Source organism: Seongchinamella sediminis (assembly GCF_003457605.1).
Lineage (GTDB): Bacteria > Pseudomonadota > Gammaproteobacteria > Pseudomonadales > Halieaceae > Halioglobus > Halioglobus sediminis.
On record NZ_QRAN01000017.1, the window covers coordinates 34,644 to 47,687 of the forward strand.

The 13,044-nt window shown below is 64.4% G+C and carries 12 protein-coding genes; 4 read left to right on the top strand and 8 right to left on the bottom strand.

The genetic code is table 11. The features are described 5' to 3' along the window. Positions 1-130 precede the first annotated feature (130 nt). The 3 genes from trxA to ubiD all read left to right on the top strand — a co-directional run bounded on the left by trxA (position 131) and on the right by ubiD (position 4,209). Positions 131-457 (top strand): thioredoxin TrxA, encoded by a 327-nt coding sequence (trxA, locus tag DWB85_RS14730; RefSeq protein ID WP_117956153.1) that lies wholly within the window; start codon positions 131-133, stop codon positions 455-457. A 310-nt stretch (positions 458-767) separates the two neighbouring features. After that, entirely contained in the window at positions 768-2,036 is a 1,269-nt protein-coding gene (rho, locus tag DWB85_RS14735; RefSeq protein ID WP_117956156.1) for a transcription termination factor Rho, read from the top strand. Between the two features lie 685 nt (positions 2,037-2,721). Further along, positions 2,722-4,209 (top strand): 4-hydroxy-3-polyprenylbenzoate decarboxylase, encoded by a 1,488-nt coding sequence (gene ubiD / locus DWB85_RS14740; RefSeq protein WP_117956158.1) that lies wholly within the window; start codon positions 2,722-2,724, stop codon positions 4,207-4,209. 18 nt (positions 4,210-4,227) lie between these two features. Here the strand turns inward: ubiD and DWB85_RS14745 are convergent, their stop codons facing one another. From DWB85_RS14745 to DWB85_RS14770, 6 genes are all read right to left on the bottom strand, one after another. Further along, the gene (locus DWB85_RS14745; RefSeq protein ID WP_117956160.1) at positions 4,228-5,478 is read right to left on the bottom strand and encodes a heme biosynthesis HemY N-terminal domain-containing protein; all 1,251 of its coding nucleotides are present in this window, start codon (positions 5,476-5,478) and stop codon (positions 4,228-4,230) included. A 3-nt stretch (positions 5,479-5,481) separates the two neighbouring features. Beyond that, entirely contained in the window at positions 5,482-6,708 is a 1,227-nt protein-coding gene (locus DWB85_RS14750) for a uroporphyrinogen-III C-methyltransferase (protein ID WP_117956162.1), read from the bottom strand. A gap of 3 nt (positions 6,709-6,711) precedes the next feature. Beyond that, positions 6,712-7,476: a uroporphyrinogen-III synthase gene (locus DWB85_RS14755; protein WP_117956164.1), complete on the bottom strand. Its 765-nt coding sequence runs from the start codon at positions 7,474-7,476 to the stop codon at positions 6,712-6,714. Beyond that, positions 7,466-8,398: a hydroxymethylbilane synthase gene (hemC, locus tag DWB85_RS14760; protein ID WP_117956166.1), complete on the bottom strand. Its 933-nt coding sequence runs from the start codon at positions 8,396-8,398 to the stop codon at positions 7,466-7,468. Before hemC ends, DWB85_RS14755 begins: the two co-directional genes overlap by 11 nt. A 71-nt stretch (positions 8,399-8,469) precedes the next feature. Continuing rightward, positions 8,470-9,195, bottom strand: coding sequence for a LytR/AlgR family response regulator transcription factor (locus tag DWB85_RS14765; RefSeq protein ID WP_117956169.1), 726 nt, complete (start codon positions 9,193-9,195; stop codon positions 8,470-8,472). Continuing rightward, the gene (locus DWB85_RS14770; protein WP_162846145.1) at positions 9,192-10,292 is read right to left on the bottom strand and encodes a sensor histidine kinase; all 1,101 of its coding nucleotides are present in this window, start codon (positions 10,290-10,292) and stop codon (positions 9,192-9,194) included. The genes DWB85_RS14765 and DWB85_RS14770 overlap by 4 nt, the downstream gene beginning before the upstream one ends. Before the next feature lie 64 nt (positions 10,293-10,356). On the opposite strand from DWB85_RS14770, the gene argH reads away from it, so the two are divergent. Next, entirely contained in the window at positions 10,357-11,754 is a 1,398-nt protein-coding gene (argH, locus tag DWB85_RS14775) for an argininosuccinate lyase (RefSeq protein WP_117956171.1), read from the top strand. Here the strand turns inward: argH and DWB85_RS14780 are convergent. Next, positions 11,751-12,725: a DUF3187 family protein gene (locus tag DWB85_RS14780; protein WP_117956173.1), complete on the bottom strand. Its 975-nt coding sequence runs from the start codon at positions 12,723-12,725 to the stop codon at positions 11,751-11,753. The two genes, argH and DWB85_RS14780, sit on opposite strands and share 4 nt — an antisense overlap. Continuing rightward, a complete protein-coding gene (cyaY, locus tag DWB85_RS14785; RefSeq protein WP_117956175.1) occupies positions 12,716-13,039 on the bottom strand; it encodes an iron donor protein CyaY in 324 nt (107 codons plus the stop codon). Before cyaY ends, DWB85_RS14780 begins: the two co-directional genes overlap by 10 nt. Between the last annotated feature and the right edge of the window lie 5 nt (positions 13,040-13,044).

Below are 13,044 nucleotides of genomic sequence, written 5' to 3' on the forward strand. Positions count from 1 at the left end.
TTATAGCACAGAGCACTAAGGTCATTGCGAAAAACTCTGGCGCTTTGCTTGTACCCCCAATAGCCGGTGGTATTATGGCCGACTTGCAACCTACGCGGTGATGGCTGCCGCAGATCAACCGGAGAACAACATGTCAGATCAGATCGTACACGTCAGCGACGCCACCTTTGACGCCGAAGTCCTCAACTCGGACATCCCCGTACTGGTGGACTTCTGGGCAGAGTGGTGCGGCCCCTGCAAGATGATCGCTCCCGTGCTGGACGAAATCGCCGCCGAATACGAGGGCAAACTGAAGATTGCCAAGGTGGATGTAGACGCCAACCCCGAAATTCCGCCCAAGTTCGGCATTCGCGGCATTCCCACCCTGATCGTGTTCAAGAACGGCAATGCAGAGGCGACCAAGGTCGGCGCGCTGTCCAAGTCGCAGCTCACCGAGTTCATCCAGGAAGTCGTGTAAGTTTAACGAAACAGCTTCCAGCCCCTGTCCCGGCCGCCACAGGGTGGCCGCGACAGTCAGCCGCCGGCGGGGGCATGCCACTCGCCGGGCCATGACCCCGCCACTTCCGGCACCTCGCACTGACACCAAAGCCGCTCAAAAAACCTATAGACGGCCCCATCACAGCGTGCTACATTTTCCCTGCTCGCACATCCCGTGCCGCAATAATAACTCTGCTACTCATTAGTTTAAGCTTCACTCTGCTGGCCAACGCCCGCGCGCTTTTTTATTTAAACCATTTCCCTCCGAGTCAAAAGCACACCTGTAATCTATGAATCTTACTGACCTGAAAACCAAACCCACCCAGGAACTCATCGACATCGCCAAGGATATGGGCCTGGACAACATGGCCCGCTCCCGCAAGCAGGACATCATCTTCGCCATCCTCAAGCGACACGCCAAAAGCGGCGAGGACATTTACGGTGACGGGGTGCTGGAAATTCTTCAGGACGGTTTCGGATTCCTGCGCAGCGCAGACAGTTCCTACCTGGCGGGCCCGGACGACATTTACGTCTCACCCAGCCAGATTCGCCGCTTCAACCTGCGCACCGGCGATACCATCTCCGGCAAGATTCGCCCGCCCAAGGACAGCGAGCGCTACTTCGCCCTGCTCAAGGTCGGCGAGATCAACTTCAGCAAGCCGGAAAACGCCAAGCACAAGATCCTGTTTGAAAACCTCACCCCGCTATTCCCCGACGAGCGCCTGACCCTGGAGAAAGGCAACGGCAGTTCCGAGGACCTCACCGGCCGTATCATCGACCTGGTGGCTCCCATCGGCAAAGGCCAGCGCGGCCTGCTGGTAGCGCCGCCCAAGGCCGGCAAGACCATCATGATGCAGAACATCGCCCAGGCCATCATCAGCAACAGCCCCGAGTGCTACATTATCGTGCTGTTGATCGACGAGCGCCCGGAAGAGGTCACCGAGATGCAGCGCTCGGTGGGCGCCCGCGGCGCCGAAGTCGTGGCCTCGACTTTCGACGAACCGCCCTCGCGTCATGTGCAGGTGGCGGACATGGTGATTGAAAAGGCCAAGCGGCTAGTGGAACACAAGAAAGACGTGGTCATCCTGCTGGACTCCATCACCCGCCTCGCCCGCGCCTACAACACGGTTATCCCCTCCTCCGGCAAGGTACTCACCGGCGGTGTCGATGCCCACGCCCTGGAACGCCCCAAGCGTTTCTTCGGCGCGGCCCGTAACATCGAGGAAGGCGGCAGCCTGTCAATCATTGCCACCGCGTTGATCAATACCGGTTCCAAGATGGACGAGGTGATCTACGAGGAATTCAAGGGCACCGGCAACATGGAGCTGCACCTGGATCGCAAGGTCGCGGAAAAACGCGTTTACCCGGCCATCAACATCCGCTCTTCCGGGACCCGCCGCGAGGAACTGCTCACCGGGGAAGAGGAACTGCAGCGCATGTGGATCCTGCGCAAGCTGCTCCACGGCATGGAGGACCTCCCCGCCATCGAGTTCCTCATCGACAAGCTCAAGGACACCAAGACCAACGACGAGTTCTTCATGTCGATGAAGCGCAAGTAACTGCGCTTCTCCCCCTCTCTGTCATCCCGACGAACCAGGTGAATTGCGCTGAAAGCGCAAGAGAGGGTGCCCTGGGGTAATAGGTGAATTGCGCTGAAAGCGCAAGAGAGGGTGTCCTGGGGCAAGCGGGGATCCAGAGTCTTTTCAATCGAACCCTGGTTGTTCTTTGCTTTGATCGTCGCACCCGCGCGGCTGTATATGGGTGTCGGTGACCGTCAAAAAGCGTACGTCCATGTACAGACTCGGCTGCAGCCATCCATGGCTGCAGACGTCCCCGCCACCCATATACAGCCCCACGGGTGCTACCATCGAAGTTGCGGCAGGGTGAGTTCAGTTGCTTCCGTATTTGTTCGCCGCCATCGCCTCATGGTGGTTACGAACTCTTACCGGGCTCCTGAAACGACAGAGCGCCCTATTTCGTTCACGACGATAAACCAAGTCTCTCCTGGCCCTGACCCTCGCTCGATAGAGCCACAGGGTAGCTGGTGTTTCCTTCCGGGGGCGTCTGCGCACAGGACGTGCGCAGCCGAGTCTGTACATGGACGTACGCTTTTTGACGGTCCTCGGAAGGAAAGATCAGCTGGCCTGTGGCGGGCCGTAAAGCCCCTCAGCGCGAGGCCAGCATTGCGAAGACGAAAACCAGCGTGTAGTGTCACCCCACACCAAGGCCTGGAACAAAGAGCGCGTGAAATACAAAGACCTCCGCGAATTCATCGCCGAACTGGAATGCCGCGGCGAACTGGTGCGGATACAAACCGAAGTGGACCCCAATCTCGAGATGACCGAGATCGCCGACCGCACCCTGCGCGCCGGCGGCCCCGCACTGCTGTTTGAGAACCCCAAAGGTTACGACACCCCAGTGCTGGCCAACCTGTTCGGCACCGAGCAGCGGGTGGCGCTGGGCATGGGCCAGGACAACATCTCCGCCCTGCGCGAGATTGGGGAACTGCTCGCGTACCTGCGCCAGCCCGATCCCCCGAAGGGCATGCGCGACCTGGTGGACAAGGCACCCTTACTGAAACAGGTACTGAATATGGGCCCGTCCACGGTGCGCAACCCGCCCTGCCAGTACCACGCGAAAACCGGGGCCGAGGTTGATCTCTACCGGTTGCCGATCCAGACCTGCTGGCCCGGCGACGCCGGGCCGCTGGTGACCTGGCCGCTGGTCATTACCCGCGGCCCGGAAAAAGAACGGCAGAACCTGGGCATTTACCGCATGCAGTTGATTGGCAGGAACAAGCTGATCATGCGCTGGCTGTCGCACCGGGGTGGTGCCCTGGACTACCGCGACTGGCAGCTGCAGCACCCGGGCAAGCGCTACCCGGTGGCGGTGGCCCTGGGGGCGGACCCGGCCACTACCCTGGGCGCGGTCACGCCAGTGCCGGACGGTATCTCCGAGTACGCTTTTGCCGGCCTGTTGCGGGGCAGCAAAACCGAGGTGGCGGAGTGTTACACCAGCCTGTGCCGGGAGCACGGCCTGCAGGTACCTGCCAGTGCCGAGTACATCCTGGAGGGCTACCTGGAGCCAGGCGAAGAGGCCGATGAGGGGCCGTTCGGCGACCACACCGGTTACTACAACGAGGTGGAGCGCTTCCCGGTATTCACGGTGGCGGCGATAACCCACCGCGAGTCACCGATTTACCACAGCACCTATACCGGCAGGCCACCGGACGAACCCGCGGTGCTGGGCGTCGCGCTCAACGAGGTATTCGTGCCCCTGCTGCAGAAGCAGTTTCCGGAAATCAGCGACTTTTACCTGCCGCCGGAGGGCTGTTCCTACCGCATGGCGGTGGTGACCATGCGCAAGGAGTATCCCGGCCATGCCAAGCGGGTCATGCTGGGCGTATGGTCCTTCCTGCGCCAGTTCATGTACACCAAGTTTGTCATTGTCACTGACGAGGACGTCAACGCCAGGGATTGGAACGATGTCATCTGGGCCATGACCACGCGCATGGATCCGCAACGGGACTGCGTGTTTATCGACAACACCCCCATCGACTACCTGGATTTCGCCTCGCCAGTGGCTGGCCTGGGTTCCAAGGTCGGCTTTGACGCCACCAACAAGTGGCCGGGGGAAACCGATCGCGAGTGGGGGGTCCCCATTGCCATGGACGCATCGGTCAAGCAGCGAGTGGACGATATCTGGCCCGAGCTGGGGATTGATCCGGACTGAACAATCCCCCGGGGCGACTCAACTCCCGGCCAGGCGGCGGGCGGCAGGGATGGTCGATTCCGGCATCGGCAGCTCGGGCAGCCCGGTCTCTTTCAGCTGCAGGCCCTCGCGATAGTAGGCCGCCGCTACCTTGGGTTCGCCCAGCGCCACCAGCAGGCGCCCCAGTTCGGCACAAACCTCGGCGCTGCGCTCCAGGCGATAACTGGACTCGAAATAATCCCGGGCCTTGCCCCACAGTTTTTCCCGCGCCGCCAGCCGGCCCAGGCACAGCTGCAGCTGGGGGTCGTCGCGGTGGGCCGACAGCCAGCTTTCCGCCTGGGCCAGCTGCCGGGCGCTGTCCTCGCCGCGGACATAACCGAACTCGCGTACCAGCCTGGAGTCCCAGCTCTGCTTGAGGGCTCGCGGTATGACCTTCTCCGCAGCCGCGTGATTGCCTCCCTGCACCAGCAGGGCAACGTAACTGTGCAGTATTGCAGCGTCCTGCCTGAGCGCAGGCGGCATCTTTTGCCAGGCCTGGCGCAGTGCCTCGCCGCCGTCGTCGGCGGAGGCGCTGGCAGCCAGCATTTCGCTGTAAATCTCCCGCTCCAGGGCGTCCAGGGCGTCCGCGGACAGCACCTTGTACTTCCTCAGTTCCGGCAGCAGGGCGGCCAGCTCGGACCAGTCCCTGAGGCCGTAATAGGCGCGGTGCAGCAGGTCCAGCACATAGGGATGGCGACCGGCGTTGCGGCGGGCACGCACCAGGGTGGCCAGCGCCTGTTCGAACTTGCCCGAGTGCAGGCGCAGCTCCGCCTGGGTCAACTCCACGGCGATACCCGCCTCGGACTCGGCGTCCTCCGCGGCCCCCAGGTACTCCCGCATCTTGTCCGGCTCGTTGAGGCGGTAACTGGCACGGGCCGACATCAGGTAGTTCACCAGCGGCGCCTCGCTGTTTTTGGCCCCGCGCAGCAGCTGGCGCCGCGCCCGGCTCCAGTTGCCCTCTATGTAGCTGATCATGCCACGGGTGGTCAGCCGGGAGGCGGCCCGGGCCCGGCGGCCACCGATCCAGCTGGCTAGTGATTGCTGGCCGCCCAGCAGCCGCCGGATCAGTCTCAGCAGCAGGTAAACCGCCAGGGTAAACAGTGCCAGCAGCACGATACCCACCCAGAGGCTGGTCTCCAGGGTGTAGTTACCGTAGGCGATGAGCACATAGCCGGGATCGGTTTCGATCACGGCCACAATACCTACGCCCAGCAGCAGGGCGATCAGGACCAGGGCAAATAGTCGGCGCATGGCTTACTCGGCGCCTCCCTGTTGCCGACGCTGTTTCGCCGCTACGTCCAGAGCCCGCAGGGAGCGGCTCAGGTCAGGCATAACCACCTGCACCGTGCGCGATTCCAGCTGGTCGATTTCCCGTGACATGGCGCGGGCGGCAACCTCGTCGGTGTCAAAGAACTGGGCCACCCAGTGCTGGGAGCGCTGCAGGCTTTCCACGTACAGGGTCTGGTTGCCGGACAGCAGCGCCACCTGGGCCTGCTCCAGCAGCATGCGCAGGTTCTGCCGCACCAGCCCTTCCCACTGCGGGTCCATCAGCGCGTGCATAGGCACATCCCGGCGACGGATAACAATATAGTCAGACAGCTTGCGCGCCGCCTCCTCGTAGCCTCGCTCCAGCCGCACCTGCCAGTCATCCTCCTCCTGGCCGGCATCTGCGACCTGGTCTTCCTGTTCCGGCATCTGGAATATCACCAGGCTGTCAGCCTGCTCTATCAACGCCGACAGCCGCAGGTATATGCCTTCCACATCCACTTTTGGCACCGCGCGCAGGGCCGCCTGCTCGGCGGCAATGGCAGCGCGCACCTCGTGCATGGTCACGTCGTCCAGCTGCTGCAGGATACTGTCGGCACTGGCCAGCAGGACCAGGGCGGACTGCGTATCCCGGGCCATGATCACTCGCTGGTTTGCCAGTCGCAGCAGGTACTGGACCTCCGCCCGCAGCCAGCTCTGGTGGTCATTGGCGCTGAACGAGGCCAGGCGCTCGCCCTGGGTCTGCAGCTGCCGGGTCAGTTGCTCCAGCTGCTCGGACTGGCTGTCACTTTCACGCCGAAGCTGTTGCAACGCGGTCTGCAGACGTTCATCCAGGGTGCGCTCCAGCGAGCGCATGGCACCCTCAACGTCGACCTCCACCGGCGCCGCCGGAGCAGCCCGGGTTTCCAGTTCGGCAATGCGGCGCTTCAGGGTTTGCTCCCGCTCCATCCCCTGCATCACCGACCAGCCGGCGCCACCGCCAACCGCGAGCACCAGCACCAGGGCCAGCCAGCCGACCGCCGCAGAACCGCCGCCGGAGCCGGAGCCGGAATCGGAATCGGCAGCGGGCGCAGAGGCAGGTTCGGGAGCCGCTGCGGCTGCCGCCGTCGGCGCCGGCTCCGCCGCTTCAGTTACCGCCGCTGGTTGCCCCCCGCTGTTGTCATCGGAATCAGCCCGGGATTCATCGGCCTGCTGCTTGTTGTTGTTCTCACTCACTCGCTAGTCTCCGGCTTGCCACTGCTGCAGGGCCTGCAGCATGGCTGCGTCCGAGGCGTTTGCCGCGGTTACCACGTTATCGAAACCTGCCTGTTGCGCCATTGCCGCCACCCGGGGCGAGGGCACAACCAGGCCTATATTCCTAAACTTAGTGGTTTCTTCGGCGCTAAGCAACGCCAGCATGTTGGCCAGCCCCTCACCACTGCTGATCAGCACCACCTCAATGGCCTCGTCACGCAACAGCTGTGGCAGCCGCTCCGCTGCCAGTTGCGGACAGCGGCGCCGATAACAGGCCAGCTCATCCACCCGCGCCCCGCGCTTTGCCAGCGTCTCGCGCAGGGTGGCGCGACCGCCCTCGCCCTTGACGATCAGCACCCGCTGGTCCGCCACCGCCTGCAGCTGAGGCAGCAACAGCAGGGTTTCACTGTCCATTTTCTGGCCCGGGGTCAGCGGCGACAGGCCGCGTTCCCGCAGCATCCGCGCGGTGGCGTCGCCAATGGCGTACCAGTGGATACCGTCGGGCAGCTGCGGCCAGTAGTCGTCAATGCGCTCCATGCCAATGCGCACGGCATTGGTGCTGATAAAGATGACGTGCTGGTAGCGGTCCAGGTCCAGCAGTTGCTGGCGCTGCGCCGGGGCAAGCTGTTGCAGCGGCACCAGCTCCAGCAGCGGGCAGTGATGCAGTGGCCCGAAGCCCGCGGCCGCCAGCGCATCCAGCAGCGCTGCGCCCTGTCCGGCGGGGCGGGTAACCAGGACGCTAGTGGCCATAGACTTCGGCCAGAATCGCCTCTGCTCCCTGCGCCAGCAGGTCGTCGGCCACCGCCACGCCGAGCTGTTCGGCGTCCACCGGGTCGGCCTCACCTTCGGCGCGCAGGATCTCGCTGCCATCAGGCCTGCCCACCAGCCCCCGCAGGCGCAGCCGCCCCCCGGGCAGGTATTCGGCGTAACAGCCGATGGGCACCTGGCAGCCGCCATTGAGGCGCTGGTTCAGGGCCCGCTCGGCGAGCACCCGCCGCGCGCTGTCCTCATGGTGCAGGGGTTGCAGCAGCTGCAGAACCTCGGCATCGTCACTGCGCAACTCGATACCGACCGCGCCCTGCCCGCCCGCGGGCAGGGAATCATCGGGGTGAATACTGGCGGCAATGCGGTCGGCGAAGCCCAGCCGCAGCAGGCCCGCGCTGGCCAGGATGATGGCGTCGTACTCACCGTCATCCAGCCTTCGCAAGCGGGTATTGACGTTACCGCGTAAAAAATTAACCTGCAGGTCGGGCCGGCGCGATCGCAGCTGGCACTCCCGACGCAGACTGGAAGTACCGACCACGGCACCGACGGGCAATTCGTCGATGCTTGCATAGCGATTGCTGACAAAGGCGTCGGTGGGATCCTCGCGCTCGCAGATTACCCCCAGGCCGAGGCCCTGCGGGAATTCCATGGGCACGTCCTTCATCGAGTGCACGGCGATATCGGCGCTGCCGTCCAGCAGCGCGGTCTCCAGTTCCTTGACGAACAGGCCCTTGCCGCCGACTTTCGCCAGCGGCACATCCAGCAGCTGGTCCCCGCGGGAGGTCATGCCCAGCAGCCTCACCCCCAGATCAGGGTGGGCGCGCTCGAGGGCGTCGCGAACAAATTCCGCCTGCCACATGGCAAGCGAGCTTTCCCTGGTGGCGATGGTCAGCGTGCGGGTGGACATGGGTGGGGGGTTCCTTGCGGTTGCGGGGCGGACAGGTTGACCGCGCATGATACCACCGCAGGGGCCGGGGTTCAGCGTCTGGCGAGTCGCTGCTTGACCTCCGCCAGGTGGCGCCGGCTGATGGCGGGCCGGACGTCAACTCCCTCTAGGACCACCTGCCAGGTGCCGTCGGGATTTTTCGCCAGCCGCTGGATATGCGCCAAGGCCACCAGCGCATTGCGATGAATGCGCAGGAAGCAGGCGGCAAACTCCTGCTCCAGGTCCTTCAGCGTATCGGGAATCAGCAACTCCCGCTCCGGAGTCATGGCAGTGACGTACTTCTGTTCGGCGAGAAAACAGCGCACCTGCGCCACCGGCAGCGACTCCAGGCCACGGTGGGTCTGGCTGCTGACCGAACTGCGCGGCCCGTCATCGTTGCGCAGGGCCGCCAGCTGCACGCGATTGACCCGGCCGGCACTGGCCAGCGCCTGCGCCAGTTCCGCCTCGCGTACCGGCTTGAGCAGGTAGGCCACAGCCTGGTGCTGCAGCGCCTGCAGCGCGTATTCGTCGTAGGCAGTGCAGAACACAATCGCCGGCGGCGATTCCAGCTGGTCCAGTTCCGCCGCCACCTCGATACCGTCCTTGCCCGGCATGCGGATATCCAGCAGCACCAGGTCCGGGTCTGCGCTCGCCGCCCGGGCCAGGGCCTCGTTACCGTCGGCCGCCTGCAGGCAGGTCGCCTGTGGCCGTATCCGGGCCACCAGGCGCAGCAGGCGCTCCCGGGCCAGCGGTTCGTCGTCAACCACCAGTATCTTCACAGCGGACTCCCCGGCGGATAACTGAGCTGCACCCGGAACAGTTGCTCTGAGGGGAAGGTTTGCAGGCTGGCGGCGGCACCGTAGGTCGCCTGCAGGCGCTGCTCCACATTGGCCAGTGCCAGCTGACTACCGCCGGGCCTCCTGCCGCCATCGGGTACCGGGTTTTCCAGCTCCGCGAACACCCGCTCACCATCATAGTCCAGGCCAATGCGGATACAGCCGCCCTCTGGCAGCCGGGCAATACCGTGATACACCGCGTTTTCCACCAGCGGCTGCAGGATCAGGCTGGGCATGGCTTGTTCGCCCGCCCGCTCCGCCACCTGCCACTGCACTGCCAGCCGCTCACCCAGCCGCAGCTGCTCGATACCGAGGTATAACTCGCACAGGCGAACCTCATCCGCCACCGTGGTCTGGCCCCGGCTTTCCTTCAGGCTGGCGCGGAACAGCTCAGACAGGTCCTCCACCGCCTGCTCGGCGGCCTGGGGCCGCGACGCAATCAGGCTGGCGATGCTATTCAGCGTATTGAACAGAAAATGCGGACGAATGCGCGAGCGCAGGGAATCCAGCCGCGCCTGCAGTTCCAGTTTTTCCTGCTGGCGCAACAGCTGCTGCAGGTAAAAATAACGCAGCACAATCCCGCCCATGACCAGCGCCACCAGCTGGTTGCGCAGTATCCACCAGCCTCGCTCGGTGGTGCCGGCGAGGCGTGGGAACAGCTCCAGGGCGACGACGCTGGTTGCCGCGGTAACCGCCAGGATCAGCCCCAGGCTGAACAGGGTCGCCAGCGGCAGGCTAAGGCGACTGAAGGGTTTCCGGCTCCAGCACAAAAACAGGGCCGAGACCAGTACCACCCACTGCACGAACAGCGAACAGCGGGCGAACAGGTCCCAGTTGAAACGCGGCAGGTCGCTGCTGCCGAGGCTGTAAACCAGCACCAGCAGCTCCGCCAGCAGCACCATGACAAACACGGCCCGCGGCGCGCACAGGTCGGGAATGAAAAATTCCCCGGTCTCCGGTGGCCCCGGATTCCGTTCCCGCTCAGCCGGCACAGGCTGCATGGACGCGCGCTGGTGAATACATAGCTGGTATACTTGCATCCCTTTTTCACCCGGACAAGATAAAAAGTCACGCCGGAACGGCTTTTGCACAACAGGACAGAGAATGAGCGAGCAACAGGACACCAGTAAACTCTGGGGCGGGCGCTTCAGTGAAGCCACTGACAGCTTTGTACAACGGTTCACCGCCTCGGTGAACTTTGACCAGCGCATGGCCGCCGAGGACATCACCGGCTCCCTGGCCCACGCTGAAATGCTGACCAGGGTCGGCGTGCTGAGTGCCGATGAACTGCAGCAGATCCAGGACGGCCTCGCCCGGGTTCGCCAGGAAATCGAGGATGGCAGCTTCCAGTGGTCCATTGAGCTGGAAGACGTGCACATGAACATCGAGGCCCGGCTCACCGAGCTGATCGGCATCACCGGCAAGAAGCTGCACACCGGGCGCTCCCGCAACGACCAGGTGGCCACTGACATCCGTCTCTACCTGCGCGGCGCCATCGACCTGATCGCCGCCGAGCTGACCCGGCTGCAGGCCGGCACCATCGAACTCGCCGCGGCCAATAGCGACACCATCATGCCCGGCTTCACCCACCTGCAGACCGCCCAGCCAGTCACCTTCGGCCACCATTTGCTGGCCTGGAACGAAATGCTGCAGCGGGACTACGGCCGGCTGATGGACTGCCGGGCGCGGATGAACCAGTCACCGCTGGGCGCCGCCGCCCTGGCCGGCACCACCTATCCCATCGACCGTGCGCAAACGGCTGCCGCCCTGGGCTTCGACAAGCCCACCGAGAATTCCCTGGATTCGGTTTCCGACCGGGATTTCGCCATCGAATTCAGCGCTTTCGCCGCGCTGCTGATGACCCACCTGTCGCGCATGTCGGAGGAACTGGTGGTGTGGACCTCGGCCCAGTTCTACTTTATCGAGCTGCCCGACCGTTTCTGTACCGGTTCTTCCATCATGCCGCAGAAAAAGAACCCGGATGTGCCGGAACTGGTGCGCGGCAAGGTCGGCCGGGTCAACGGTCACCTGGTATCACTGCTGACCCTGATGAAAAGCCAGCCCCTGGCCTACAACAAGGACAACCAGGAGGACAAGGAACCGCTGTTCGACACCGTCGACACGGTGCTGGACTCCCTGCGCGCCTTCGCCGACATGGTGCCGGCTATCCAGCCCCGCAAGGAACAGATGCGGGAAGCGGCGCGCTCGGGGTTTTCCACCGCCACCGACCTGGCGGATTACCTGGTGGGCCTGGGCCTGCCTTTCCGCGATGCCCACGAGGTGGTGGGCAAGGCCGTTGCCCACGGGGTTGAACAGGGCCTCGACCTGGCCGAGATGTCACTGGCTACCCTGCAGGGATTCTGCGCCGATATCGGCGAGGATGTATTCGAGGTGCTTACCCTGGAGGGTTCGGTGAGTGCGCGCAACCACACCGGTGGCACCGCGCCGGCACAGGTTGCCGCTGCCGCCGAGCGGGCCCGGGCGCTGGTGCTGGCCCGCTAGCCAGCCCCGGGGCGCCAGCGCAGGCTGGCCTGGAAGGTCACGTCCGGCGCCGTTTCCACCTGGATATCCTCCACCAGACTGAGCTCCAGCGCCCAGCGCTCGGCGAAACGCCAGCGGGCGCCGACACTGAGCATGATCGCCGCCTCGCCGATGCCCTTGATCGCGCTGTCGGCGGGGGCGGCATGGGCATCTACCTGGCCCAGCAGGGACCAGGCCTGGCCGATGCGCCAGTCCACGGCCAGGCCAGCAAACCACAGGTGCTGTTCCTGGACCGTCGCTATCCGCTCGCTCTCGCCGGCGTACAGGTAGCCCAGCTGGCCGTGCCAGCGCAAGGGCAGTGAAGCGCCGTGATAGCCACTGAAGCGCAGCGCCAGGTAGGCATCCTCGGCGCCGGAGCCGAGGAACTCATCCTCGTCGCCGGTGGCAAACTTGTAGCCGGCCACCAGCGCCGCGGACGAATTCCGCTCGGCAAAGAACCGGTAACTGAGCGCCAGGCTGGCGTCGCCCGGTCCTGAACCGTCATCCGCCAGGGCAAAACTGTCCGGACCGGCATAGCGGTAATCCAGCAGGTCCCGTTCGACATCGGAGCGACCGCCGTCGGACATGCCCCAGAAGTCATGCCAGTTGTCGATTACCGAGTCCAGACTACCGCCGCTGTGCTCCAGCCAGGGCAGTTCCAGCTGCAGGTCCCAGTTATCCGCAACAGCGTAACGGGCCTCCAGCGCCAGGCGGGCGGTCTCACCGTCGAGGTGGAGATACTCCCCCGCCGCTGCCTCCGCCACATAGTGGCTGGCGATGCTGCCGTGCAGGGCCAGGTCGAACTGCCCGGCGGGAGCTATATCCGCGCTGCGCTGGGAAGGCAGGCCCAGCAGGCCCGCCACCGGGCTCAGGTTCTTCACATACAGCGGTTCCGCCGCCAGCGCGCCCTGGGACCCTGCCAGCACAACAGCGGACCACCACTTCATAGCCATTGGAAATCGATTTCCCCCTGGGATTTCATCTGCTCCACCACAAAAGGGCGGAACAGGCTGCCATCGCGCGTGTTGCGCCAGTCAGCGGCGGCATGGTCGTACTCGTAATGGAAACCACCGGCACGGGCGGCGAACCAGAGCTGGCGCACCGGCGGCTGGCGGCTGAACACCATGGTGCTGCCGTTCTCGAACTTGACCGTCAGCACGCCGCCGCCGGTCTCGTAGTCGAGGTCACTGTCGACCTCATCCAGGGCCAGCTCCATGGCCTCAAAGGTCTGGTCCACCAACTCGCCGTACTCTGCTTCAGAAATCACGTCAA

What these genes read in the sequence shown, in the direction of transcription:
- trxA (WP_117956153.1), top strand. Translation starts at nt 131, where the DNA reads ATGTCAGATCAGATCGTACACGTCAGCGACGCCACCTTTGACGCCGAA.
- rho (WP_117956156.1), top strand. Translation starts at nt 768, where the DNA reads ATGAATCTTACTGACCTGAAAACCAAACCCACCCAGGAACTCATCGAC.
- DWB85_RS14745 (WP_117956160.1), bottom strand. Translation starts at nt 5,478, where the DNA reads ATGCGCCGACTATTTGCCCTGGTCCTGATCGCCCTGCTGCTGGGCGTA.
- DWB85_RS14755 (WP_117956164.1), bottom strand. Translation starts at nt 7,476, where the DNA reads ATGGCCACTAGCGTCCTGGTTACCCGCCCCGCCGGACAGGGCGCAGCG.
- hemC (WP_117956166.1), bottom strand. Translation starts at nt 8,398, where the DNA reads ATGTCCACCCGCACGCTGACCATCGCCACCAGGGAAAGCTCGCTTGCC.
- DWB85_RS14770 (WP_162846145.1), bottom strand. Translation starts at nt 10,292, where the DNA reads ATGCAAGTATACCAGCTATGTATTCACCAGCGCGCGTCCATGCAGCCT.
- argH (WP_117956171.1), top strand. Translation starts at nt 10,357, where the DNA reads ATGAGCGAGCAACAGGACACCAGTAAACTCTGGGGCGGGCGCTTCAGT.
- DWB85_RS14780 (WP_117956173.1), bottom strand. Translation starts at nt 12,725, where the DNA reads ATGGCTATGAAGTGGTGGTCCGCTGTTGTGCTGGCAGGGTCCCAGGGC.